Genomic DNA, 23,824 nt, shown 5'->3' with positions numbered 1-23,824 from the left:
GTGGGCTCCGGTCTCGGTGGGCGAATGGGAAGGCGAAGGCGGTCTGGCGAGGATGAAGGGCGCTCAGAGGCGCCGCAGAGGCGCCAAGAGGGCGGCGAGGCGCCGCCGCAACGGCGCTAGGAGGGTGGAGAGCAGGAGGTGCAGTGGGTTCAGGCCGGTCGTCTTCGGAGCCGGGGCGCCTGAGAGCCGGGCCTCGAGGTTCCGGGTGAAGTCCGCACAGAGCCGTCCGGCGAGATCGCGTACGAGCCCGGGCCGGCCGAACTGTGCCAGCGGTCCCTTTAGGGTGTAGCCGATGGCGAGATCGACTCGGGCCGTGCCGGTTTCCTCACCCGCCATGACCCGGTAGCGGATCTCGCCCTGGGCGGCGGACCGGCCGCCGGCATCGCTGCCCGCGCCGACGATGCGCCCCGACCGGGTCTCTTCGTCCTGGCTGATGCGGGCCCGCCCGCGGAATTGCGCCGCGATGGGGCCGATCCGCACCTGGAGGGCGCCCTCGACGGCCTCCGGGCTCGGTGGGCCCGTCAGCACCGCCCCGGGCAGGCAGGCGGCCACGGCCTCCACGTCGCCGAACGCGGCGAAGACGATCTCGGGCGGATGCGCCACCTGGAACGACTGTTCGAACCGGTGGGCAGGCACGAAATCTGCCCCGAGATCCGCAGTCGGCAGCGTAGCCATCGCCGGAGGGCTCGCCGCGGCCCGGGGCAGCGGGGTTCGGGCTGCTGCAACGGACGTACCGGGGCGGGCCCCGATGGGTCCGAGGGGGCGGTGCGCACCGGTCTCCGGCGCGATGCCCCGAGCCCGGCGCTCGGCGAGGACGCTGTGCACGGCCCGGACGATGCCGACATAGCCGGTGCAGCGGCAGAGGTTGCCGGAGAGGCCGGCCCGGATCCGGCGCTCGTCCGCCTCCGGCAGGCGCAGGACGAGATCGCGGGCGGCGATAAGCATGCCGGGCGTGCAGTAGCCGCACTGCAGGGCGTGCTCGCGGTTGAAGGCGGCGCGCAACTCGCCGGCGACCGGATCATCGTCGAGCCCCTCGATGGTGACGATCTCGGCGCCGGCGCAGGCCCCCGAGAAGGTGAGGCAGGCGCGGGCCGGCTCGCCGTCGAGGAGCACCGTGCAGGCGCCGCAGACCCCGTGCTCGCAGCCGAGATGCGTGCCGGTGAGATCGAGAGCTTCGCGCAGGACGTCACCGAGATGCGTGCGCGGCTCGGCGCGCAGGCTCCGGGCCCGGCCGTTCACTGTGAGGTCGAGGGGCAAGCTGTCATCGCGAAGGGCGGCCGATGCGGTGCTCATGCGGCCTCGCTGACGGTACGGGTGGGGGACGGTGGCAGGGCGGTGGAAGGGAGCGGGGCTGCAGCTTGGGCGACGGCGCGACCCAGCACGGTGACGTGGACGTGGCGTGCCACCGCGTCCGTCATGCCGGCCTGCCGCAGGACAGCCTCGGCGGCGCGGGCGTCGAAGCGCTCGCCGAAATCCCGGCCGATGCGGCCGCCGAACAGGTCGCGCGGGTCCGGCACCAGCAGGGGCGCTCGCTCGATGGCGCCGACCACTACCCGGGCGCGCCCCGCATCGGGCTCGATCCGCACGGCGCCGATGGCGTGGGCGAACTCGCCGATCTTGGAGCAATGCTTGGCGTAGCCCCAGGCGGCGCCGGGACTCAGGGCGGGGATCCGCACCGCCACCAGCATCTCGCCGGGCGCCAGGGCTACGTCGAGGGCGCCGGTGACGAAGCGTTCGACGGCCAAGCGCCGCCGTCCGGAGGCAGTGACCAGCTCGACCTCGGCGCCGAGGGCAACCAGCGCACTGACCCAGTCGGCGGCGGGATCTGCATGGACCAAGGAGCCGCCGATCGTGCCCCGATTGCGCACCGGCCGGTAGGCGATGGCCGTCGCCACGCGGGCCATGGCCCCGCCGGTGAGGTCCGGAACGCGCCCGTCCTCAATGTCTGCGTGGGTGACGCAGGCGCCGAGCACTAGGGTGTCGCCCTCGATCGCCGCGCGGCGCAGCTCGGGAATGCCCGTGATGTCGAGGACGCGCTCGGGCTCGGCCAGACGCAGGTTGAGCATCGGGCCGAGGGACTGGCCCCCGGCCATCAGCTTCACGCCGTCTCCGGCCTCGGCCAGCCGCGCCAGCAGGGCGGCGAGGTCGCCGGGGCGCTCGTAGGCGAAGCGGGCGGATTTCATGCGGCCTCCCGGGGGCGTGCGAGGGCAGCTGCGCGGGCCTCCAGCACGGCCTCGACGATGCGGTGCTGGCTCACCGGCGCATGCAGCATCGTCGCGCCGAGGGGGCGCAGGGCGTCGTTGATCGCGTTGGCCAGGGCCGCCGGCGGTGCGATCGCCCCGCCCTCGCCGATGCCCTTCACGCCGAACTGCGTGTAAGGCGAGGGCGTCGCCATGTGGTCGATGCGCGGCTCGGGCACCTCGGCGGGACCTGGCAGGAGGTAGTCGGCGAAAGTCGAGGCGAGGGGCTGCCCGCGGGCATCGAAGCGCATCTCCTCGTAGAGGGCCGTGCCGATCCCCTGCGCGAGGCCGCCATAGATCTGGCCGTCGACTACGAGCGGGTTCACCAGGGTGCCGCCGTCCTCGACGATCACGTAGTCGAGGATCTCCACCGCACCGAGATCCGGGTCCACCGCGACGACGGCCGCGTGGGCCGCGTACGAGAAGGTGCCGGAATCACGCTGGGGCTTGTAGCCTGCGGTAACTTCGAGCCCGCCGGCATCGACGTCGCGGGCGAGATCCTGCGGGCGCCGGTACCAGGTGTGCGCGATCTGCGCGAGACCGATGTCACCTGAGGGACCGATGACGCGGCCGGCCTCGAAGTGGCAGGCCGCTGGGTCGGCCTGGAGCAGGTGCGCGCCGATGCGCAGGGCGCGGTCCGCGAGTTCGCGGCAGGCCGCCGCCACGGCGCCGCCCGCCATCACCATTACGCGCGAGCCCCAGGAGCCGGTGGAATAGGGCGTCATCGCGGTGTCACCGTGAACGACTCGCGTCCGCGCCACCGGCACGCCGAGGATCTCGTGCGCCACCTGGGCCAGGGTGGTCTCCAGTCCCTGGCCGTGGGAATGCGCTCCGATCCGGAGTTCGAGGCCTCCGTCGGGCGTCAGGCGGGCGCCGGCCTGCTCGTGGCCGGGCACCATGGGGATGCCCCAGCCGGAATAGACCGAGGTGCCGTGCGCCGCCTGCTCACAGTAGATCGACAGCCCGAGGCCGATCCGGCGCCCGTCAGGCTCGGGCGTCCGCTGGCGCGCTCGCACGGCCTCGACGTCGATGGCAGCGAGGGCGCGCCGGAGTGCCTCCGGGTAGTCGCCGCTGTCGAAGTGCTTGGCCGTGATGTTGTCGAAGGGCATCTGGTCGGCCCGCACGAGGTTCTTCTCGCGGACCACCCAGGGCTCCAGGCCTGCCTCGGCCGCCACCGCGTCGAGGATCAGCTCCATTGCGAAACAGACGCCGGTTCGAGCGACCCCGCGATAGGGCAGGATCGGGCACTTGTTGGTGGCCACCGACCAGGTCCGGCAGCGATAGGACGGGAAGTCGTAGGGGCCGGGCAGGATGCTCGCCACCTGCGCGGCCTCCAGGCATGCCGAGAAGGGGTAGGCCGAGTAGGCACCGGAATCGACGGTGGCCTCGCAATCGATGCCCCGTAGGGTGCCGTCGCGCTCGGCGTAGGCTGTGATGCGGTAGTGGTGCTCGCGGCAATTAGCGTTGGCGGTGAGGTGCTCGCGCCGGTCCTCAAGCCAGCGCACCGGATGGCCGACCCTGAGCGCCAGCCAGGCGAGGCAGACGTCCTCGGCGAGCAGGATGGCCTTGTAGCCGAAGCCGCCGCCGACGTCGGGCGAGACGATGCGCAGGCGTCCCTGCTCGACCCCAAGACATTCGGATAGGCCATTGCGCACGATGTGCGGCATCTGGCTCGCCGTGTAGACCACGAGCTGGTCGAGGCGGTTGTCGAGATGCACGACCGTGCCCCGCCCCTCGATCGGCGCCATGCATTGGCGGCCCGTGGAGAGGGTACGCGAGACCCGGATCGGCGCGTCGAGGGCGGCCGCGAAATTCACGTCGACGAAGGTCTCCAGGAAGATGTTGTCGCCCCAGTGCTCGTGGACCAGGGCGGACCCCGGCGCGCGGGCCGCCTGCATGTCGTGGACCGCCGGCAGCTCCTCGAGGTCGAGGGCGACGGCCGCGGCGATGTCCTCGGCCTCGGCCCGGGTCGGGGCGAAGCAGATCGCCAGGAGTTCGCCGACCTGGCGCACCTTGTCCTTCGCCAGGACCGGTTGCTCGGAGACCTTGAAGCCAGCGAGCGCCGAGACCGCCCGGATCGGCTGCACGTCCGCGAGGTCGGCCGCGGTGAAGACCTGCCCGCGATAGGCCTCCGGAACCTGGATGGCCCGGATGCGGGCATGCGCGAGGGGGCTACGCACGAAGGCGACGTCCTGTAGGCCGGGCAAGCGCAGGTCGCCGACATACTGTCCGCGCCCGCGCATAAGGCGATCGTCCTCTTTGCGAGGCAGGCGGGCGCCGACGCCCTCGGTGAGCGGGCTCGCATCGGTCATGCGGACGGACCTCCGTCGGACAGGCCCGCGACGAGGTCGCGGGCGGCACGGACCAGGGCGCCGCCGGGGCGGCGCAGTTCGTTCAGGATTGAGAAATGCTCTGCACCGGCCACGGGCAGCAGAGCCCCCGGTGCGTGGTGGGCGCTGCGCAAGGCGTGTAAGTCGCGGGCATCGCGGACCAGAGCCGGGCGTTCAGCGGTCCCGTAGGCGATAGCCAGGGGCTTGGCCACGACCGGCTGGCGCAGGGGCGAGAGACCCGCGACCTCCGCATCGGTGAGGCAGAGGGCCTCGTTCAGGCCCGTGTCGCGGATCGGTCCGAGCTCGTAGACGCCCGAGATCGCCAGCCCCGCCACCACGGCGGGGTGATGGAGTTGCAGGGCGGCGAGATGGGCGCCGGCCGACCACCCGGCGAGCACCAGGGGACCGGCAATTCCGTGCGCCGGTCCGTGCTCGGCCAGCCAGTCGAGGGCGAGGCCGATCTCCGCGACGATCCGGGTGAGGCTCGCCTCTGGTGCGAGGGTATGGCCCGGCATCGCCACGGACCAGCCGGCCGCGGCGGGCCCCTCGGCTAGGCAGGCGAAGAGATCGCGGGAATTGCGCTGCCAGTAGCCGCCATGAATGAAGACGAGGCAGGGTGCGGCCGGGTCGGCGGCCGGGTAGAGGTCGAAGGCCGTGCGCGGCGCGGGCCCATAGGAAATGTCGAGCGCCGCGGGATGCACCGCCCGGTAGGCTGCGGAGGCCGCGTTGCGCGCGGCCGCCTGGGCGGCGGCATCGGGCACCGCGCCATTGTTGTCGTAAGCGGCGTCGCGGGCGGCCCGGTCGAGGCGCGCCCAGGCGCGCCGGGGATCGGGTGGCAGCGGGGTATCCGGCGTCTGGTGGTCGCCCATGCTGTCGGTCTCCCTGCGATCGTATGCCTGCATGCCCGGGATTAGGCCGCGACGGCCTGGGGTAGGATCGGTGAGTCGGCGTCGAAGCGCTTTCCGGCGCGCAGGCAGAAGGCCGGCTGCAGCAGGCGCTGGGCGATCACCTGCGTGTCCTCGTTGTCGCGCAGAAGGAAGCGGCCGCGATGATCGTGCAGCACCGAGACGTCGGCGGCGAAGCCCGGGGTCAGGGCGCCGATGCGGTCGGACAGGCCCAGCATCTCGGCCGGGTGCTGCGTCACCATCGGGACGACCTGTTCGAGGCTGAGACCAAGCGCCATCATCGAGCTCATGGCTTGGGTCAGGCTGAAGCGGGCCTGGCCGAGGAAGGGGTGGTTCTCGTCGTCGTGGTGCTCATCGGGCGTCCCTGCCGGCCGCGGCACCTCGGTGTTGTAGCCGTGCATGTCGGCCCCGAGGGTGTAGGGCACGACGCCCGCCCGCAGGGAGGCGCGGGCGACCCGGTAGGAGAAGTGGCTGCCATGCCCGACATCGACCCGCAGGCCGGCGTCCATCGCCGCCCGGATGATCGGGTGGACCACGCCCTCTTCGTTGATGAAGCCGCCGGGATGGCGGGTGAACGGATGCGCGAGGTAGTCCCCGGGGCGCAGCAGCGGGATCACCCGTTCCATGATCGTGTTGGCGTCTTCGCCGTTGGCGCCGCTCTCGGGCAGGCCCCAGAGCTGGCCAAAATGCACGTAAAGCGGCAGGTCGGCGCGGCGGCTGATCTCGGCCGCCATCTCCATGACTTTGATGCCCCAGCGGGCGAACCCGCCGATCTCGGCGTGCCCCTTGATGCCGCGCACGAGGTCGCGGTTCTCCACCGCCGACTTCACCGTGGCGTCGATGTCGACGCCTTCTGGGCTATAGAGATTGGGATAGAAATGCCCTTCGAGACCACCGACCAGATAAGCCGAGAGGAAGGCGTAGACCCGGGTCTCGGCCGGCTCGGCGATGAAGTGGCGGAACCCCGGCAGAGTCATGCAGGACGCGCCGCCCTGGTCGATCACTGTGGTCACGCCCGAGCGCACGCCGACCATGTCCGGCGGCAGGCCGAACCGGCCAGTCACGTACTGGTAGACGTGCCCATGCGTGTCGATCAGGCCCGGTAGGACCAGCTTGCCCGCGACGTTGACCACCTCGGTGGCGGCGGATGGGATGATGCTGTCCGCCACCGCGGCGATCCGCCCGTCGCGGATGGCGACGTCCTTGAGGCCGTCGATGCCCGAGACCGGGCAAATCACCCGGCCGCCGCGCAGAAGCATGTCGTACCGTCCATCGTCCATTCGGCGTCCTCCAGCGTCTCGCATCGGCCTATGCATCGCCGCGACCGGCAGATGCGAAGTATGCTTCGCATCTGCTCCAAGCATGGTATGTGCCAGGAGCCGTCCGAGATGCGGATCGCGCGGGGAGGCACAGGACGCGGATGGACGAGATCAGGCCGGTCGAAGCCGGGACGGCGCTATCGCCGCAGCGCGTTCAGGAACCCGGGCGACCCTGGCCCCTGCCGGAACGGCCGGGTTTCCTGATGCGACGGCTGCATCAGATCCACGTCAGCCTCTTTTCCGAGCGTTGTGGCGCATTCCGCATCACTCCGCTGCAGTATAGTCTGCTCTCTCTGCTGGCAGAAAGGGGTGAAGCCGATCAGACGACGCTGGCCAATTCGGTCGCCTTGGACCGGACGACGACGACCGGGGCTCTGAAACGCCTCGAAGCCCGCGGCTTCATCGAACGCGCGGTATCTCCGACCGACCGGCGCGCCCAGTGCTGTCGCCCGACCCAGGCGGGGCGTGACCTGCTCGAGCGCATGGAAGAAGCCGCGCGCCAGGCGCACGACGCGACCCTCGAACCCCTCGCGGGCCCCGAGCGGGAGGTCCTGATCCGGCTGATGAAGAAGATTACCGCAGCCTATCAGCAGCGGCAGGGCGGCGATGGTGTGATGACCTGATTCAGCATCACTCTTACGGAATGTATTAATTGCAAGAACGGCAACCTCTTTATTCCAAATCGTCTCCATTCAACAGCTTGTATGATTAAAGAGCATAGGCTGATTCGAACCATACGCTGTTGATTAGGGGTAGAAGTCGTCGAGAGCCGTCGCTCCAAGAACGGTGTGACGTCCGCGCTGTGTCTCGAAGTTGGATCTCCCGTGACGTTCCGTGCTTAACGGATCCTTCCGAAGTACCGGCACAAGCAGGAGCGACGTCCGCTTACGAGCAGTTTGAGCGGTTGCTAGAACGGCGGCTTTGGGTCGAGACCCGTCCGTCCGTTTTACGACCGGGTTGGGTGGAATTCTGCCGTTCCGCTTCGGAGCGAGCAGTGTATCTAAGCGGACGTTGTCGACCCATCGCTGATGCCGTCGAATAGATCGACCGTCACATAAGGCGGTTGCCGGCGGCTCATCCCCTGCCTCTCGCACCGAGCGCGATCCCGAACAGGATGGTGAGCGCAGAGACGATGAGTAGCGGATCGAGCCCTTCGGCTAGGACGATGGCAGACAGTCCGATGCCCAGCACGGGTGTCGCGAGGACGCCGAGAGATGCCGTGGTCGCCGGCACGCGCCGGTTCACGACGGTCATCGCCCAGAAGCCGAGCGCCGTACCGATGAAGCCGTTGTAAGCGAGCGCCAGCAGGGCCGGGGTGCCGATCCGGGACGGCGGTGGGCCTTCGAGCGCAAGAGCCAGGATGACGAGGGCGACCGTCGCGAGCAGGCATTGCCAGGGCATGAGCTGGAGCGGCGTCGCAACCCAACGATGAGCCCGGGTGTAGACGATGCTGACCGACCAGCAGAGCGCGGCAAGGATAATCAAGCCGTTGCCGAGAAGGACCGTCTCATCACCCCAAGCGAAACTGCTTGGTTTGAAGAGCATTAGTAAGCCGACAATGCCGATCGCGATGCCTGCTGCTTGCCGCGCAGAGACGCGCTCGCCCAGAAACAGGAAGGCGGCGGGAGCGACCCAGAGCGGCGTGGTGTAGCCGAGCACGATGGCCCGGCTCGCGGGGACGAAGACAAGCCCCGCCGTCATTAAGCTCGCGAAGGCCACCATGTGGAACAGCGCGATCACGAGGACGATCGGCAGATCGCCCCGGGGCGGCAGCCTCAGCTGCCCGGCTGCAGACAGCGACGGGAATAGGACGAGGGCGGCGAGGCCAGTGCGGATCGCGACAGCCCAGAGCGGCGTGACGTCTTGCACTGCCACCTTCATGACGACCCAGTTGAGGCTCCAGGCCACCACGACGAAGGCAAAGAGCCAGATGATGGAGGCGGTGGACACCGCACTTGGGTCGTCGGCCGATAGCGTGACGGAGGGCGAAGTTGTCACGGTCGTCTCCAGCGAGGAGCCACGGCTTGGCCCCCCCAGCGTCAAGTCAGGCATACTGCGCGAGGCCGCGACCGAGCGACCAATTCTCGCGGGCGCCCTCGACGATGTTGATGAAGAGATCGTCAGCTCGGATGCCGGGCTCGTCGCCGAGCAGCTCCGCGATACGCCGATAGAGCGCTTTCTTCTGATCGACGGTGCGGGTGTTCATGGCGCTGATCTGCACGAAGATCACGTCGTCGCTGCGGTCGATGCCGCCGTAGGTCGCGCCGTAGCGGAAGTTCGCCTCTCCGTGCTCGGTCAGCGTCATGAACTGGTCGTCGTCCGGAACGCTGAAAGTCTCGCGGAGGGCTCGGTACAGGCCGTCGAAAATGGCCTGCTTGTAGGCGTCGGGTTTCCCGGAGCGCAGAGATACGGAGATGAGCGGCATGGTGCACCTCGTTTGACGCTCGGAGTTGTAGAAGTTCAGCCGACATTACAATATGCTATCGTCGCCGATTTCAGAAATAACGACTTGTTATGACGTCCAAGCCCCTCGACCTCGATGCCGTGCGTGCGTTCATTCACGTGGCCGAACTCGACAGCTTCACGCGCGCGGCTGAGGCGATGGAGACGACGCAGGCGGCCGTCAGCCTTCGCGTCCAGCGGCTGGAACGGAGGGTTGGCCACCAGCTCTTCGAGCGGACGCCCCGCTACGTGAAGCTCTCACCGCACGGCGTCGCCTTCCTCGAACGAGCGCGCGAATTGGTGGACGCACATGAGCGGGCGCTCGCGGTCTTCGGGGAGGCCCGGCAACGCATCGCCATCGGGATCAGCGACCATGTCGCGGGGCCGGATCTGCCAACGCTCATCGCGCGTCTGACCACGCAGGATCCTCAGCTTCTCATCAAGATCAAGATCGGCTCGTCCGGCGACCTGCTGCAGAGCTACGACCGCCGTGAACTCGATGCGGTGATCGCGCGCATGAATTTGGGCCGGGATGACGGCGAAGTTCTGGCCCAGGAGAGCTTCGGATGGTTCGCTGGGGCAGGCTGGCAGCCTCGTGCGGGCGAACCGCTGCCGGTCGCCATGTCGGCCGAGCCGTGCGGCGTCCGCGCCATGGCCGGGCGTCTCCTCGACACCGCCGGCATTCCCTGGATCGAGACCTTCGTCGGTGGCGGCGTGTCGGCCGTCGCAGCCGCCGTGTCGGCCGGGCTCGGCGTCGCGGCCCTGGCTCCACGAATGCTTCCGCTCGGTGCCATCGACGTCGGCGCCAAGCTGAGGCTCCCGAAGATCCCCCACCTCCCGATCCTCCTCCATACGAGAATCCAAGGCGGTCCGGCGCACGATCTGCTCACCACACTATCGGCTGCCTTCCGTAGCGCAGTGCGGGCGTGACGAGGCATTTTTGCTAAGTGTGACCCTCAAGACCACCCACGGCAATCGAGCTCGGTAGGAGACGTCTGCTATCGGTGAACGTCCTGTTGACGCCAGAAGACTGGCATGGGTCGAAGTTGGCACGGTGACGATCGAGATCAGCCGCGCGTCGAGCCCGCAGATCAAACTCGATCTCCGCAGGGCCGGGTAGCTACACCACTACGCAGACGATCGTCAGCGTGCCCCGCCTCGACCCATTGCGGACTTTCGCTCGAAGGGAGGTTCGATACTGTCAGTCCGTTTGGGGACGGGAAATCATGGTCGAGATCAGGCGGACGGCCTCCACCACTTCGGTCCCATGCCGGGGGGACAACCGAGAGGGCAGCCGGGCGCCAAACAGGCGCCAGAGGTCGTGGCATTCGGCATACCTCGTCGTGCCCAGGAGCCAATCGCCGAGGTATGGGCGCCAAGGTGCCGTTGCCTCATCATCGGCCACCATGACCCACTCCGCGACTGCAACGAGCGCTGTGTCTCGCACTTCGCAGGCGAGGGCAAACCAGAGTAGCCCGACCCCGTGGAAGGCGGCCTCCTCGTCCGGACCGGACGGTAGGTGTGGGATGAGCCATGCCATCAGTGCCGTTCCGGCCGCATCGATGCCTGCCATGGCTCTCTGGCGTTCCCGCAGCGGTAGGATTTGACCGAGCGCATACAGGCTGTCGATGAGACCGGCGATCGACTGGTTGCTACCGATGATGTTGTGGCGGTTCTCCGGCCTACCGTAGGCGCGCAGGAGCGCCGCGCAGGCGAACGCCCGACGCCAGTGCCGCTGCTCCTGGCCGGGCTCAGACTGCGGCCTGTCCCAGCGCGTAAATTCCAGAACCTCGGTTGGCTTGCCCTGCCCGAGATCAAGAGCGCCCCCGTCCAGCAGGCGGCGCAGGGCCATCAGGTGCTCGTCGGCGTCGTACCCGTAATCTGCTTGAGCGACGAAGCGCAGGTCCTGCTCGCCCAACATCCCGGCCAGCAATTCAACGAGCGCGTCTTCATCCGGCGGCAGGGTTTCTGGTAGGAGTGGCAGCATAAGGGTTGCGGGTGGTTTAGGTGACCTCGGATCGAGCATTGATTGTGGCGCAGCGATGAACGTCTGCAAACGACCCACGTTGGTCATTAAAGCCTTCCTTCGTGCTCCTCAAATGCGGACGTTCCACATCCGGACGCCATGTGCCATGCGCGATCTTGGCCACGCCAACATCGCTTCGCGGTTACGGTTGCACTTGTGGTGCAGCCTCCCTGATTTGGTCGATCAGGAACGCTTCCGCGCGATGCCAAGCCTCGTCGTTGTCGCCACGAAAATTGAGCTCACGTGAGAAGAGGACCCCGCCCGTCTGGGCGTCGACGATCCGAGCCCACATCTGCATGATCAGGGTACTGCTCTTGTGAACGACGCCAACGAAGACCAGCTCGGCTCCTTGCGAGCGCGCCATCGATAGCAGGCAGTCGGTGGTTTCCTTGATGCAGGTGCGCTGCACGTCCTCGGCGAGCACTGGCACTGTGTGGTACCGTCCCAGCGAACCGAGGTCGGACGTTAGTTCGACTGCCATCGACTGCAAGCGGAGGCGATGCTCGTCTGTTTGATCCTTTGGCTCCGCTGAGGTGTCGAGCAGCTTGATCGGAAGCACCGCGAGCGTTGTCGCCGGCGGCTGCGCCTTCGCCGGCACTGCCATGGCGCTAATCGCAAGCAGCAGGGCAGCGACCTTGCAAAGGCGGCGTGGTCTCGACCGCGACGTCCGGCGGGGTTGCAGGCTGTACGCGAAGGCTGAAACGGGCTGCTCATACATCAGGGGGCGGTCCTCCTCGCGCAGGTCGTTTCCATGCCGAGCATGGGATCGCCTGCGTTGACGCCGAGGATAAGCGGTTCGCTCGCACCCGAATTGCCATTTCGCGCCATTCGGACAGGCGTCCGTCGCGGATCAGTCCGTGCCCAACCGTCTCCTTTGGACGCCACTCCGCCATTGGCTCGGTGTGACCCCGGTCCAATCCAGGAATGCCCGGGTGAAGTGGGCGGCATCGGCGTAGCCGAGTTCCAAGCCAACGCGACCGATGGGGAGCGTTGCCATGGCCAACAGCTCCTTCGCCCGGTTTCCGAGGACCTGGCGCTGGATGTCAGCATAGCGGGTCCCGGCCTGCTCCAGCCGGCGCTGCAAGGTCCGGCGCGACAGACCGAGGCGGCGGGCGACCCAGTCGATGGAGGGGCGTGCTTCGTTCAAGCTCAACGCGATGAGCTGGGCGACGCATGCGAGGAGGTCGTCTTCGATCGGCCTACTCTCTGTCGTGCCCTCAAGGGTGGGATCGAGGCGGCTTGGATTGGCCGTGTCGCAATCATGGGCGGGGAACACGAGGCCGGCCCGTGCCCCAAACGCAATCTCGCAGCCGAACAACGCCTCGATCTCCCCGCGGGCGAACATGCTGGCCCCTGTGACCACGGCGCGTTCCGGACGCCAGGTGGATCCAAGGAAGTGCCGGACGGTACCGAGCAGGTATCCGAGCGCCAGGACCTCGTTCGCCTGACGTCCGCTGTCGATCCGCTCCGCTACCGTATAGCCGTAGAACGCGTGCGCGCCCTGCCGGCGTAGGCCTGTCCACGTCGCGGTTTGCAGTACGACGGGGGTGACGACCTCGACCCGCGCCAAGGCGGCACCAAGGGTGTTGGCTTGGCGAACCTGAACGCCGATGGGCCCAAGCCCAGAGATGCCGGTCAGCATCGAGAGCCGCGCGGGCAGCGCCGGATCGCCGATCTCGTTTATTGCGGCCTCGACGAGCCGAAGCTGGTCGCGCAGCAGGATCAGGCGGTCGGGCTCTTCGAGCAAGGTCAGCGGCATCTCGGCACGAGCGAACACCCGTGCGAGCGATCCGCCCGCGGCCGTGACCGCCTCGGCGATTGGCCCCATCGTGCATGCCCTGGTCAGACCGTATCCCGCCATGCCCCCTCCACGGGCGAGACGATCGCTGTGCTGGCACCGAATGGCAAGACCGCGTCACGCCGGCAGCATACGCCCGTGTCCAAGAGATCTTCGCGTGATTGCGAAAGACCAGGGGGACGCCATGCCGACGCTCGCATTCGATGATCGCAACATCACATGGCAAACGACCGACGGCTTCGATCATGCCGCCTTCTTCATCTTGAACGTCGATGAATCGGCGCGCAGTGTCGACCTGCTTTTCAAATTTGCGGCGAACGAACGCATCGCGCTGCACCGGCACGGCGCGGACTATCGAACGCTTGTCCTGCAGGGCGAACTGAGGATCTATCGACCCAACGGCGACCTGAAGGAGATCCGTCCGGTCGGGAGCTACGTCTCGGGCCAGGCCGGTGGCGAGCCTCATACGGAGGGTGGCGGCGAGCAGGATGTCATCGTCTTCTTCACGAACCGCGACGTAGACGGCCCGGTCTACGAGATCCTCGACGATCGCCACGAGACGGTGGCCACTTTTGGCATGTCCGACTTCAAGGCGCTTTTCCAAGCCCAGGCGTCATCGACCAGCGGACCGTGACCTTGCTTCCCGAACCGGACGTTTCGCAACCGACCCAACCTCGCTGTAACAGTAGAATTGTATCGGCGTTGGGAGCGGACGTTCGCCGGAGGTTGCGATTTGATTCTGGCAATCATGTTTCGGTTCAAAAAAAGGCGGGCTCGAAAGCCCGCCGATCCATCTCCGCGTGACAATTGCTTGGAGTGAGTACGCCACCCGAAGGTTCGGATCAGTCGATGTCGCAAACAGCCCTCTTCTGTGTTTCGGCGTGCAACTTTGACCCCGTGAGGCGGGGGATCGGCGTCCAATTCTGACCCCCTAACCTCGTTCTCGCAGACTGCTCTCCGGTACGGCCGGAAGGGTGGTGTAGGGGGATGAAGGGCGTGGACACGATTGCGCGCATCCGGCGCGAGTTCTTCGCCCGCGGCCGCGCGATCAAGGACATCGTCCGCGACCAGCACGTCTCCCGCAACACGGTCCGGAAGGTCATCCGGTCGGGGGCCATCACCCCTCCTCCTTGCGTCGTTTGTACTTCGCCTAGTGCAGTGACGCGGACGGAGGATTCACTCAGTCGGTGAGACGTGCGAGTCTGGGCAATGGCTCAGACGGTATGCGTACTTCTCGATGCAGCCGACACGACCCGGCTCACTGTGATCGCCGAGGATCGATCGCGCCCGCTCAAGCATATCCAGCGCGCCCGCATCGTCCTGCTCTCGGCCCAGCGCTTGAGTGTCCAAGACGTCGCTCGGCGAGCGGGCGTCAGCCGCCCGGCCGTGTGGCGCTGGCAGCGGCGCTATGCCGAGGCGGGCGTCGAAGGTCTGCTGCGCGACAAGACACGTCCGCCCGGGACACCACCCCATTCGACCGAGACGGTGGCCGAGGTGCTGGCGCTGACCTGCTCAGAGCCGCCGGACGAGGTCACCCACTGGACCGGCCGTGCCGTGGCCCGCGCTGTGGGGATCTCGTTACGTGCCGTGCAGCGGATCTGGGACGCTCACCGCCTCCAGCCGCATCGGCTGCGCACGTTCAAACGCTCGCGCGATCCCGCCTTCGCCGCCAAGGTCGAGGATGTGGTCGGCTTGTACATGGACCCACCCGCCCACGCGGTCGTGCTGTCCATTGACGAGAAAAGCCAGATCCAGGCGCTGGAGCGGACCCGCCCCGACCGTCCGCTCGCCCCCGGCCATCCCGCCGCCCAGACCCACGACTATACCCGTCACGGCACCACGACGCTGTTTGCCGCCCTCGACGTCCTGGCGGGCACCGTGCTCGGCCGCTGCATGCAGCGCCACCGGAACGGTGAGTTCATCCGCTTGCCGGGACGCCATCGAGGCCGCCGTCCCGCCCGGCAAGGTGATCCACGCGATCCTCGACAACGTCGCCACCCACAAACATCCGAAGGTGCGCGCCTGGCTCGCCCGCCACCCGCGCTGGACCTTTCACTTCACCCCGACCTCGGCCTCCTGGCTCAACGCCGTCGAGGGCTTCTTCTCAGCACTCACGCGGCGTCGGCTGCGACGCGGGTCCTTCACCGGCGTCGTCGATCTGCAGGCGGCCATCAAACGCTACATCGCCGAGCACAACCGGCGCGCCAGACCTTTCGTCTGGACCAAACCCGCCGTCAGCATCCGCGCAGCCGTCAGCCGATCCCCTGAACCATCCGTCTGAGTCAGTGCACTAGGGGGGATTTTGTGCTCGCGAACTTTCAGTTCGGGTCCTTGGCGAGCGCAAAATTGCGCCGTGCCACCTCAACTACGTCGCAGTGCTCAAGTTAATAATCAGGCGCCAGCAACGATTCGAGATCGGCCTGCGTCATCGCGAGAGTTGGTGTGCCGTCAGGATCGAAGAGGGACTGAGCGAGCGCGCTTTTGCGCTCCTTCAGGATCTCCATCTTCTCCTCGATCGTCCCGGTCGCCACGAGCTTGTGCACGAACACCGGCTTGGTCTGTCCGATCCGGTAGGCACGATCGACAGCCTGATCCTCCACTGCGGGGTTCCACCAGGGATCGTAGAGAATCACTGTGTCGGCGGCGATCAGATTCAGCCCCGTCCCTCCGGCCTTCAAGCTGACCAGGAAAACGCTAGCATCCCCATCCTCGAACTGCCGGATCGCTGCCTCTCGGTCACGAGTGGCTCCTGTCAGGAGCGCATAGGCGATGGCTCGCCTCGTGAGCCGCTCCTGAATTAGGCGCAGCATCGAGGTGAATTGCGAGAAGACGAGGATGCGGCGTCCCTCCGCGAGTAGCTCGACCAGCATCTCCTCCAGCCGATCAAGCTTGGCCGACCCGGCGTCAGTCAACCGGATCGCCGGCTTGCGGGCCATAGTCCGGCTCGGTGGATGGGCCTTGTCCTCACTGTCCGTCGACTGCTTCAGAAGGCGAGGATCGCAGCAGGCTTGGCGCAGTTTCAGCAGAGCGTCGAGGATGATGATCCGGCTCCGGGCAAAACCCCGCTCTGCAATCGCGGCGCTCACGCGCGCGTGCATGGAGAGGCGGATTCCCTCGTAGACGTCGCGCTGCGAACCCTGGAGATCGATGCGCTCGACGATCTCGGTCTTCGGTGGCAACTCGCGGGCGACCTCCGCCTTAGTCCGGCGCAGCAGGAACGGCTTCACGCGCCGGGCCAGCAGTCGGCTGCGCTCGCGGTCGCCCTGCTTCTCGATCGGGCCACGCCAAACCTTGGCGAAGCTCTTGCGGTCACCGAGCAGGCCGGGACAGGCGAAGGCGAACAGTGACCACAACTCGTCGAGGTTGTTCTCCAACGGGGTGCCGGTCAGACAGATACGGTGCTGCGCCTCAATCCCGAGCAGCAGCTTCGTCGTCGCGGCATCCGGATTCTTGATTGTCTGCGCCTCATCGAGAAGCAGCAGCGGCCAAGTTCGGGCTGCCAGCATGGCGTGGTCGCGGGCGATCAACGGATAGGTCGTCAGCACAAGATCACTGTCGGGAATCGCGCCGAACCGATCCGCGCGATCATGGCCGTGGAGGGTCAGAACGCGCAGGTCAGGCGCGAAGCGCTCTGCCTCTCGGCGCCAATTCGCCATCAGGCTGGTCGGGGCGACTGCAAGGGCCGGACCGTCGAGCCGACCCTGCGCTTTATCGATGGCCAGCAGGGCGAGAGCCTGCACCGTCTTGCCGAGACCCATGTCATCCGCGAGCACGCCGCCGAAACCGACATCGCGCAGAAAGGCGAGCCACGATACGCCCTCGTGCTGGTAGGGCCGCAGCGTGGCACGAAAACTCGGCGGAAGGACGGCTGGCGGTATCCCTCCAGTTGCTCCGAGCCGTCTCCCCATCTCGCGCACGCGCTCGCCGCCGCGCCAGATTGTATCCGGCATCGCCGCCTCGAAGGCCGCGAGACCGGCTGCATCGGCACGGCTGAGGCGTAGGCGACCCTCTTCCGCCCCGTTGCCATGGGCGAGATCGCGGATCGCGGCCACGATCGTCTTGAGCCGCGCCGCCGGGAAGGCGAGAACGCGCCCATCGCTCAACGGCAGATAAGAGGCCTCGTCGTCCTCCGCCGCGCTTTCCAGCATCTCAAGATCGAAGCCTGGAGCGGCAATCATCGCCACGATCGGACCGATCAAGTCGATCCGCTCGCCGTCGACGATGACGCCGAGGTGGAGTTCGAGCCAATCGATGCCCGACCCCTCGTGGACCTCCGCCTCGAAGCTGTCGCCGACACGTAGCAGGCGCCCCGGGAAATCCTCGGAGACTTCGATCTCCCAGCCATCCGCCCGAAGCTGGGGCAGGATGTGGAACTGAGCGTCGAGCCAAGCGAGCTCGTCTCCTTCGGGGACGAAGTCATGCACGTGCGCGGTTGGCACCCGAGCGCGACGCTCGGGCAATGGGACGAAATCGTTGGCCAGCAGGCTCGCAATGGCACGGCGCTCCGCCTCCGCATCACGATGAAGCTCGATCAAGCGTCCGCCCGTCAGCCGCGTCACCACGGGCTTGGCTTCTCCGAGAGGAATTGTGACAGAACCGTAGCGGAAGGAGAGGCGGCCCAGCCCGACCCGCTCTGGAGCAGGCGGCGTGCCGTAGCCGTATGGTGAGGCTGACTCGGGCGGTAGATCAGCGGCGAACAGACTCAGAACCGGTTTAGGTGTTACGCCTGCCAAACGTTCCCGCTTCGGTTCCGGCACCGCCAAAGCGGCAAGCTTGGGTGCACGCTTTGTCAGAGCGGCGTTGAACGCTTTCACTGCTGCGCCGGGCACTCTCGGAGCAGCCAGCAGTGTTGCGGCGATACGTGGCGGATGGCTCGTCTCGATGACCCCGATGAGACCCTGTTCGGAATCGACGTAGACCGGCGGCGTAGCGCTGAGAGCGATGCCCCGGCCGTCAAGTTCGAGCCCAGGCACCAATGCAGCCTCGCCGGCCATTTGCCAGACGATCCGGCCGGTTTGTGGTGGGCCCGCTGAGAGGACCGATCCATCGAGGCCGAGCCAGCGTGCTCGCCCTGTGGCAAGAACTTCGGCGAGGATCGCGGCACCGCCCTCACCCGCGAGGCTGATGGAAACTCCACTCCCGTAGTTGCGTCGGAGTAACGCCACCGCACGAAGAATTCTGAGATCCGATGGCCTCAGGAACTTGGCAGGGGTCCCAGACAGGGCGGAGCTGGCCTCGTAAGGGCGGTTGCTCCCTGAGAAACGTCCGTCCTTGAGCAGGCGCGCAGAGATGGGTTGGACGCCGAGCCGTGGAACACCCTCGCGGAACGGAATTGGGTTGAGAACATAGACGAGGCGTTGCGCGATGCTGCTGGGATAGCTCTCCTCGGCCATGGCTTGAGCTCGGTCGAGATCCTCAAGCCACGCAGCCAAGCCCGGCACGGTGTCCACGTCATGGGCAGACGATGCGACGGAACGCTGTGCCGGCGCGGTGAGGAGCCGGGCAAGGCGCTCCTCCGACGACGGACGAGTGAGGCGGTTTGCCGACTGGAGGCCGAAGAGGAGCACGGCTGCAACATGCTTGCAGTTGAAGCCGACGGAGCAGGTGCATTCTCCAGCGATGCCTACACCACCGCGAATGCCCTCAACTTCGATTGTCTGCTCGTAGGGCCGACGGGCAGTGCCGAGAACCTGCCCGAACACGACCTCATCGTCCTGGTCGAAGGCGACAACCCGACCGTCACGCACATACTGCCGAGCAGCCTCGAAGGCTTTCCGCCCAACTTCGGTGAGGATGTCTTTCTCGTTGTAGCGCTCCATAAGATCGTCTGAATGGCCTTCTTCGATGCTGAGGGTGACGTCATTCGATTGGAACGGAAGGGCCTCTGTCAATCAGTGCCACGCTGGTCGGCTTCTCAGCTCGACTTTGGCCAATTAAGCTGCTTGGCAGAGGGCGTAGGCCCAGGGTGGCGGCAGACGGAACCGAGTTTTCCTGCGGTCGCGTTTGCGACGTGACATCGATAACCCCTCTTCGCGCCAGATCGCATAGCGGACGATAGCGAGGGCGTCCGAGAATGTAGGCTGCGGTTTGGGGGACCACGCTGTCGTCGCGATCTGACGCCGCTGACGGGCTGGGAGCAGCTGGGCCAGTAGGGTGACGATTGAGAACAGGGCGCGCAGGCAGGGCGTTGTGCGGGCAATGGCCTTGTCGGACCACTGGCGCTGGGTCTCGACGCCGAGATGGGCCCGTGCCTCTTGGAAGGTAACCTCGACCTGCCAGCGGCGCACGAACCACGTCACGATCTGTGTCGGATCTCGTGCGGGGTCGGTGCAGAGTAGCGCTTGCGGCTCGAAGTGGTTCTCGGGATCGCGGATCAGAACCCAGCGGACTGGCACCACCGGCAGACCGGAATGATGCCAGACGGCGGAAGCCGAGGTGATCTCGATCCTGCGTTCACCTGTGCCGTACCAGCCCGGCACGCTCACCTGCTGCCAGACGGTACCCGGGTCCGTCAGGATCTTGGACAAGGTTGGCCGCCGTGCACCCTTCTTGCTCGGGCGCCCGATCGTGCCCGGAAGCCTTGGGGGCGCAGGACCGTAGAGCGCTGCATCCAGGCGCAGGCGCGTGATGGTGGTGACGCCGCTGCCGCGCAGAGCATCAAGAAACAGCAAGGCCGAGAAGGCGCTGTCGCCGACCAGCACGAGGTCGCGCCCTGACAGCCAGCGCCGCGCCTGCAGAGCCATCTGCCGTCCGACATCGAGCAGGGTCTTGTGCCGATGGCGTCGTTCCCGGCAGGCGCGCTCGGACGGAACGAGGGCAGTCAGGAACGGCAACGCCCAGACCCGACCCGCCCAGGGTATGGGTGCGAGCAGCATCAGGCTCATCCAGCGCAGGCCGCTGGTCTTGACGAAGTGGGCGCCGGACGAACGCACTGGATCACGGTAGATCCCGCGGGCCCGGATGCGCCGTCCCCAGCGCCGTTCGATCGTGTCGTCGAGCGCCAGGACGATAGGACGGCGCGGCGCGAAGGCTTCGACGAGCAGCCGGAGCAGGATGCGGGCTCCGGTACGGGGCGACCATGCGGCGCGGCTGAGCACCCGGTGCGTGTTCACGAAATGGCGGTCGCGCGCCCGGCCCGTGATCCGCAGCACGCTCGCTACCGTGCGCCGACCCGGACAGAGGATCGCACCGATCAGCAGCGCCTGAGCGTTTCGCCACGACTGGTGGACGAACAGCGGAGCGAAGGACAGGATGATCCCGGCGAAGCGGGCAGGCAGGTGCGGCATGAGGCGTCTCTGGCGAGGGACACCATTAGCCTATCCATCACGCCCACTTCGTCACCCAGACCGTTCCACGACCGCTCGAAATGGCCAAAGTCGAGCTTATGGCCGCCTGAGAGATGCGCCCATCGAGCACCGGAGCGGGGCAGGCCTCAAAAATACTTTGACTGACGTGAAATTGTATTTTGACTTGAGAAACTGCAGATTTCAGCTCCCTGCATTTGAAGCATGCCTTCGATCCCCAGACTGGCGGGGCGTACGCTCGCGCGAATGTCTTATAAATCCCCCGAGATCCGCCGCACGCATTATGTTGCGTTGCAAAATGAGCAGACCGCACCGCACAAATCTATGGTTCAATCACTCCATCGGCCACGCCATCGCGTCGGTCGTTTCGGAGATCTGTCATGCGCGTCGTTTACGCCCTCACCGTCGCGGTTCTCGCCGCCGTTCCCTTTGCCGGCACTGTCGCGCTGGCCGATGAGGCACTGTACCTGACGCCGCCCCTGTATCGGGATCAGGCCCGCGCGCTGCAGCAGACCCGGAACCTCAGCGACCTCACCACCACCCCGCAGCCGGTCGCCGCTTCAAAGCCGATGATCGCGTCGCGCACCGTCCGGATCGTGGCCGACGCCGCAGCCAACCGTGCGGATTGACGGGAATGCCGCTGTCCGGAAGGCATTGCGATCGCCCCAGTGCGACGCGTATCCGTCGTCCGCTCTCAGCCAAACCCTAGCGGCATCTGCGCTGCGGGATGCTGCGGTGGCAGCATCCAGGCATTTCGGGCTCTGACCAGACACGTCGTGCTGCGGCAAAGAGGAGCGACTCGCTCTTCTGCCGTCAAGTACCCAGCGCGGCCCTGACCAGATCGGCGAAGTTCTTTGCACCCAGCTTCTGCCGGATCGATGAGCAGACGTTGACGACGGTCTTGTACTTCATCGACAATTCGTTTGCGATGTCTTGGTAGGAGCGCCGCTCTTTGATCAGAGCGAGCACCTGAAACTCGCGCTCGGTCAGGTTCGACATTCTCAGCTGCTGCGTGTCCGCATTCAGCATGGCGATCCGCAAGGCAAGCTCATGTTCGAGGTAGTGCCGGCCGGTCCGAACGCACGCGAAAGCCTCGAGAAATTCCTTTGCCGGCGCGTCCTTGAGAACATACCCGGTCGCTCCGCTTTCCAACGCGCGCGCAACGATCATCGGATCGTCATGCATGCTGAAGGCAAGGATTCCAGTTCTGCGTTCCAATTTTCTGATGCGTCGGATCAACGTCAGACCCGAAACCCCTTGATCGCCGAAGGTCAGATCGCAGACGACAATTGCGGGATGTTGGCGGCAGAAGGCCCGGTAAGCGTCCACGACCGTGCTCGCCTCGAGAATGGTCTCGACGCCGACATCTTCCATGAGGGTGCGAAATCCCCGAAGGATCACCGGATGATCATCGGCGATGAGGACACTGGTCATCGCCTGATGGACGCCCCGTTGCACGGCCAAGTCCTCATTGTGCATCGCCCTCTGTGATCGCCTGGGCGGCGTAGCGGTCGGTCAGACGTACGAGAGCCTTGGTTCGGTCCAGGCCCTGCTGGCGAGAGTTGTAGTAATGTTGGCACAGCTCGCCGAAGAGCTGTTTGCGGTGGCTCGTGGCTGCGGCCGCCTCCAGACCATCGAGAAGGGCGCTGTAATCTTCGCCCTGTCCGGCTTCCGCAAGCATCTGTCCGAGCTGCACCGTGCGGTTGGCGATCATGCGAGGGTCTTCGATGAAGGTCCGCTTGGCACGCGCGAGGCTGTGCCTCAGGTGGTCTGTTCGCTCCGTGATGGTCTCGGCCGATTGTCGAGGTTCTTGGCTGGCGAGCCACAGCGCCGGTTCGGTCGCATCCATGGGCGAAAGCCATTTGGGTTCCTCGGGACCGGATTTCGTCGCAACGACCGCCGGCTCCGCGGGCTGCTCGCCGCCATCGCAACCGGCCAGGAGGAGAGAGAGCAGGAGGAGCGCCTGCGACGCGGCGGACCTCACCGGTCCCCTCCGCGCGCCACAGCGAGGCTACGCGGACCGTCCGGCACGGCGATCCGTGCCGTCTCCCGCAACGTCGCCATGTCGATCACCGACACGGAATCCGAGAACCAGTTGGCGACGTAGGCGGACGCCTCGGCGATGACGACGCCTTCGGGATAGCGCCCGACCGGTACTGTCGCCCGCCGCATACCATCGGTCGCATCGACGACGACGAGGGTTCCGCCCTGCTGGTTGGTGACGAGGATCAGGCCGCCATCCGGGCTTACGGCGACACCGTAGGGCATGCCGCCGATGGCAAAGGTCGCAATGGTCCGCGAAGCGACCGTGTCGATGACGCTGACGGTACCACTGCGCACATTCGCGACGTAGAGGCGATCCTCGGTGGGATCGAGCGCCAGGGCGAACGGGGCCTCGCCCACGGGTATCGTCGCGATGCGCTCCAGGCGCAGGGAGTTGACCACGCTGACCTGCCGGCTCTCGCGATCCGCCACGTAGAGCCTGCCGCGCCGATCGAGGACGAGGGCCGCGGGTTCTTTTCCGACCGAGACGGTTCCCTCCAGCGCGCCCGTCTCGGCGGACAGGCGCATCACCCGGTCGCCGGCCCAGTCGCCGACGAAGAGCCGTGCGCCATCGGCCGAGACCGCGATGCCGAAGGGCTGCCCGTCCACCGGGAAGGTCCGGACGAGCGATCCGCGCCGGGCGTCGAAGACCGAGATCTGTCGCGCGTCGGGATGGGTCAGGTACAACAGCCCATTCGGGCCTGGGGCGACCTGTGCGGGCGAGCGGCCCACGACGACGGGGCTTGCGCTCACCGATGGCCCCGGTGCCAGAGCGACCAGGGTGCCGGCGCCCTGGCTCGCCACGTAGACGGAGACGGGCGAGGCCTGCACCCCGCCGGCGCCGAGGACGACGAGCAGGCCCACCAGAGCACAGCGCCAGGTCATGGCGCCGGCTTTCCTTCCACGCGGGCCTTCAGACCCTTGAGGCCGTCGGCGAAGTAGCGGTTCATGGCGGCCTTGCCGGCCTCGTCGCTCAGGTTCTCCGGCGGCTCGTTGCCGGTATCGCCCCGGTAGAAGCGTCCGAGCCATTCGACCTTCGAGCCGTCACCCTCCGGCGAGACCGTGAGAGTCGCCGTGTAGGACGAGACCGGCAGCCCTTTCAGGTCGGGTTCGGACAGGCGGTAGGAGTAGCTGCGGGCAGCGGCGTCCATTTCGTCGAGACCCTCGTCGAGGGTGCCGCCGGACTTGAGGGTGACCTTGCGACTGCCGCCGGATTTGTTTCCGCCGCTGCCCTCGCTCCTGGCCACGTCCGGGTGCCAGCGATCGATGCCGGCGAACTCGCCCACGACCTTCCAGACGGCGTCGGGTTTGGCCGCGATGACGATTGTCTGATCCACCTTCTGCGGAGTCGGGCCATGCGCCAGGGCTGCCCCGGACAAGAGGGAGAGGGAAATCGTGAGGACACCGAGACGCATCG

The 23,824-nt window shown here is 66.8% G+C and carries 20 protein-coding genes and 1 pseudogene; 5 read left to right on the top strand and 16 right to left on the bottom strand.

What is annotated here, in order from left to right; all coding sequences use genetic code 11:
* Positions 1 to 63 precede the first annotated feature (63 nt).
* From ASF57_RS16980 to ASF57_RS16960, 5 genes are read right to left on the bottom strand one after another with little or no spacing between them, the layout of a single operon-like run.
* A complete protein-coding gene (locus tag ASF57_RS16980) occupies positions 64 to 1,293 on the bottom strand; it encodes a 2Fe-2S iron-sulfur cluster-binding protein (protein WP_056485316.1) in 1,230 nt (409 codons plus the stop codon).
* Entirely contained in the window at positions 1,290 to 2,183 is an 894-nt protein-coding gene (locus ASF57_RS16975; protein ID WP_056485314.1) for an FAD binding domain-containing protein, read from the bottom strand. Before ASF57_RS16975 ends, ASF57_RS16980 begins: the two co-directional genes overlap by 4 nt.
* Positions 2,180 to 4,552, bottom strand: coding sequence for a xanthine dehydrogenase family protein molybdopterin-binding subunit (locus ASF57_RS16970; RefSeq protein ID WP_056485313.1), 2,373 nt, complete (start codon positions 4,550 to 4,552; stop codon positions 2,180 to 2,182). The genes ASF57_RS16975 and ASF57_RS16970 overlap by 4 nt, the downstream gene beginning before the upstream one ends.
* Positions 4,549 to 5,439, bottom strand: coding sequence for an alpha/beta hydrolase (locus ASF57_RS16965; RefSeq protein ID WP_056486072.1), 891 nt, complete (start codon positions 5,437 to 5,439; stop codon positions 4,549 to 4,551). Before ASF57_RS16965 ends, ASF57_RS16970 begins: the two co-directional genes overlap by 4 nt.
* Before the next feature lie 41 nt (positions 5,440 to 5,480).
* Positions 5,481 to 6,755: an amidohydrolase/deacetylase family metallohydrolase gene (locus ASF57_RS16960; protein ID WP_056485310.1), complete on the bottom strand. Its 1,275-nt coding sequence runs from the start codon at positions 6,753 to 6,755 to the stop codon at positions 5,481 to 5,483.
* A gap of 242 nt (positions 6,756 to 6,997) precedes the next feature.
* On the opposite strand from ASF57_RS16960, the gene ASF57_RS16955 reads away from it, so the two are divergent.
* Positions 6,998 to 7,417, top strand: a complete 420-nt coding sequence (locus ASF57_RS16955; RefSeq protein WP_244477019.1) for a MarR family transcriptional regulator — start codon at positions 6,998 to 7,000, stop codon at positions 7,415 to 7,417.
* Positions 7,418 to 7,868: 451 nt separating this feature from the next.
* Here ASF57_RS16955 and ASF57_RS16950 read toward each other — a convergent pair whose 3' ends face one another.
* Together ASF57_RS16950 and ASF57_RS16945 are read right to left on the bottom strand one after the other, a co-directional pair.
* On the bottom strand, positions 7,869 to 8,792 hold the full coding sequence (locus ASF57_RS16950; protein ID WP_162241574.1) for a DMT family transporter: 924 nt from the start codon (positions 8,790 to 8,792) through the stop codon (positions 7,869 to 7,871).
* Between the two features lie 46 nt (positions 8,793 to 8,838).
* The gene (locus ASF57_RS16945; protein WP_056485304.1) at positions 8,839 to 9,219 is read right to left on the bottom strand and encodes a tautomerase family protein; all 381 of its coding nucleotides are present in this window, start codon (positions 9,217 to 9,219) and stop codon (positions 8,839 to 8,841) included.
* An 89-nt stretch (positions 9,220 to 9,308) separates the two neighbouring features.
* Between ASF57_RS16945 and ASF57_RS16940 the strand changes: the two genes are divergently transcribed.
* A complete protein-coding gene (locus tag ASF57_RS16940; protein WP_056485302.1) occupies positions 9,309 to 10,166 on the top strand; it encodes a LysR family transcriptional regulator in 858 nt (285 codons plus the stop codon).
* Between the two features lie 271 nt (positions 10,167 to 10,437).
* Here ASF57_RS16940 and ASF57_RS16935 read toward each other — a convergent pair whose 3' ends face one another.
* The 3 genes from ASF57_RS16935 to ASF57_RS16925 form a co-directional block, all read right to left on the bottom strand.
* Positions 10,438 to 11,310 carry a hypothetical protein gene (locus ASF57_RS16935; protein WP_156376204.1) on the bottom strand — a complete coding sequence of 291 codons (873 nt, stop codon included), beginning with the start codon at positions 11,308 to 11,310 and terminating at the stop codon, positions 10,438 to 10,440.
* A 94-nt stretch (positions 11,311 to 11,404) separates the two neighbouring features.
* Positions 11,405 to 11,980: a DUF2380 domain-containing protein gene (locus ASF57_RS16930; RefSeq protein ID WP_244476983.1), complete on the bottom strand. Its 576-nt coding sequence runs from the start codon at positions 11,978 to 11,980 to the stop codon at positions 11,405 to 11,407.
* Positions 11,981 to 12,112: 132 nt separating this feature from the next.
* Complete coding sequence (locus tag ASF57_RS16925; protein WP_244476982.1) at positions 12,113 to 13,090, bottom strand: AraC family transcriptional regulator; 978 nt, start codon at positions 13,088 to 13,090, stop codon at positions 12,113 to 12,115.
* A gap of 127 nt (positions 13,091 to 13,217) precedes the next feature.
* On the opposite strand from ASF57_RS16925, the gene ASF57_RS16920 reads away from it, so the two are divergent.
* Positions 13,218 to 13,694 (top strand): regulator, encoded by a 477-nt coding sequence (locus tag ASF57_RS16920; protein ID WP_348528133.1) that lies wholly within the window; start codon positions 13,218 to 13,220, stop codon positions 13,692 to 13,694.
* Positions 13,695 to 14,269: 575 nt separating this feature from the next.
* A pseudogene (locus tag ASF57_RS16910) lies at positions 14,270 to 15,341 on the top strand (IS630 family transposase).
* A 103-nt stretch (positions 15,342 to 15,444) separates the two neighbouring features.
* Here the strand turns inward: ASF57_RS16910 and ASF57_RS16905 are convergent.
* Positions 15,445 to 18,951: a DEAD/DEAH box helicase gene (locus ASF57_RS16905; protein ID WP_348528132.1), complete on the bottom strand. Its 3,507-nt coding sequence runs from the start codon at positions 18,949 to 18,951 to the stop codon at positions 15,445 to 15,447.
* Positions 18,952 to 18,993: 42 nt separating this feature from the next.
* The gene (locus ASF57_RS16900) at positions 18,994 to 20,346 is read right to left on the bottom strand and encodes a transposase (protein WP_056485290.1); all 1,353 of its coding nucleotides are present in this window, start codon (positions 20,344 to 20,346) and stop codon (positions 18,994 to 18,996) included.
* Positions 20,347 to 20,744: 398 nt separating this feature from the next.
* Between ASF57_RS16900 and ASF57_RS16895 the strand changes: the two genes are divergently transcribed.
* Complete coding sequence (locus tag ASF57_RS16895; RefSeq protein ID WP_056185637.1) at positions 20,745 to 20,993, top strand: hypothetical protein; 249 nt, start codon at positions 20,745 to 20,747, stop codon at positions 20,991 to 20,993.
* Positions 20,994 to 21,177: 184 nt separating this feature from the next.
* On the opposite strand, the gene ASF57_RS16890 is transcribed toward ASF57_RS16895, so the two are convergent.
* The 4 genes from ASF57_RS16890 to ASF57_RS16875 are packed head-to-tail and all read right to left on the bottom strand — an operon-like array spanning position 21,178 to position 23,822.
* Positions 21,178 to 21,843, bottom strand: a complete 666-nt coding sequence (locus ASF57_RS16890; RefSeq protein ID WP_244476981.1) for a response regulator transcription factor — start codon at positions 21,841 to 21,843, stop codon at positions 21,178 to 21,180.
* Positions 21,833 to 22,348 carry a hypothetical protein gene (locus tag ASF57_RS16885; protein WP_056485288.1) on the bottom strand — a complete coding sequence of 172 codons (516 nt, stop codon included), beginning with the start codon at positions 22,346 to 22,348 and terminating at the stop codon, positions 21,833 to 21,835. The genes ASF57_RS16890 and ASF57_RS16885 overlap by 11 nt, the downstream gene beginning before the upstream one ends.
* Positions 22,345 to 23,292: a YncE family protein gene (locus ASF57_RS16880; RefSeq protein ID WP_056485286.1), complete on the bottom strand. Its 948-nt coding sequence runs from the start codon at positions 23,290 to 23,292 to the stop codon at positions 22,345 to 22,347. The genes ASF57_RS16885 and ASF57_RS16880 overlap by 4 nt, the downstream gene beginning before the upstream one ends.
* Entirely contained in the window at positions 23,289 to 23,822 is a 534-nt protein-coding gene (locus ASF57_RS16875) for an SRPBCC family protein (RefSeq protein ID WP_056485284.1), read from the bottom strand. Before ASF57_RS16875 ends, ASF57_RS16880 begins: the two co-directional genes overlap by 4 nt.
* Between the last annotated feature and the right edge of the window lie 2 nt (positions 23,823 to 23,824).

The organism is Methylobacterium sp. Leaf117 (assembly GCF_001422985.1).
Taxonomy (GTDB): Bacteria; Pseudomonadota; Alphaproteobacteria; order Rhizobiales; family Beijerinckiaceae; genus Methylobacterium.
This window is presented reverse-complemented; position numbering and strand designations above follow the sequence as displayed.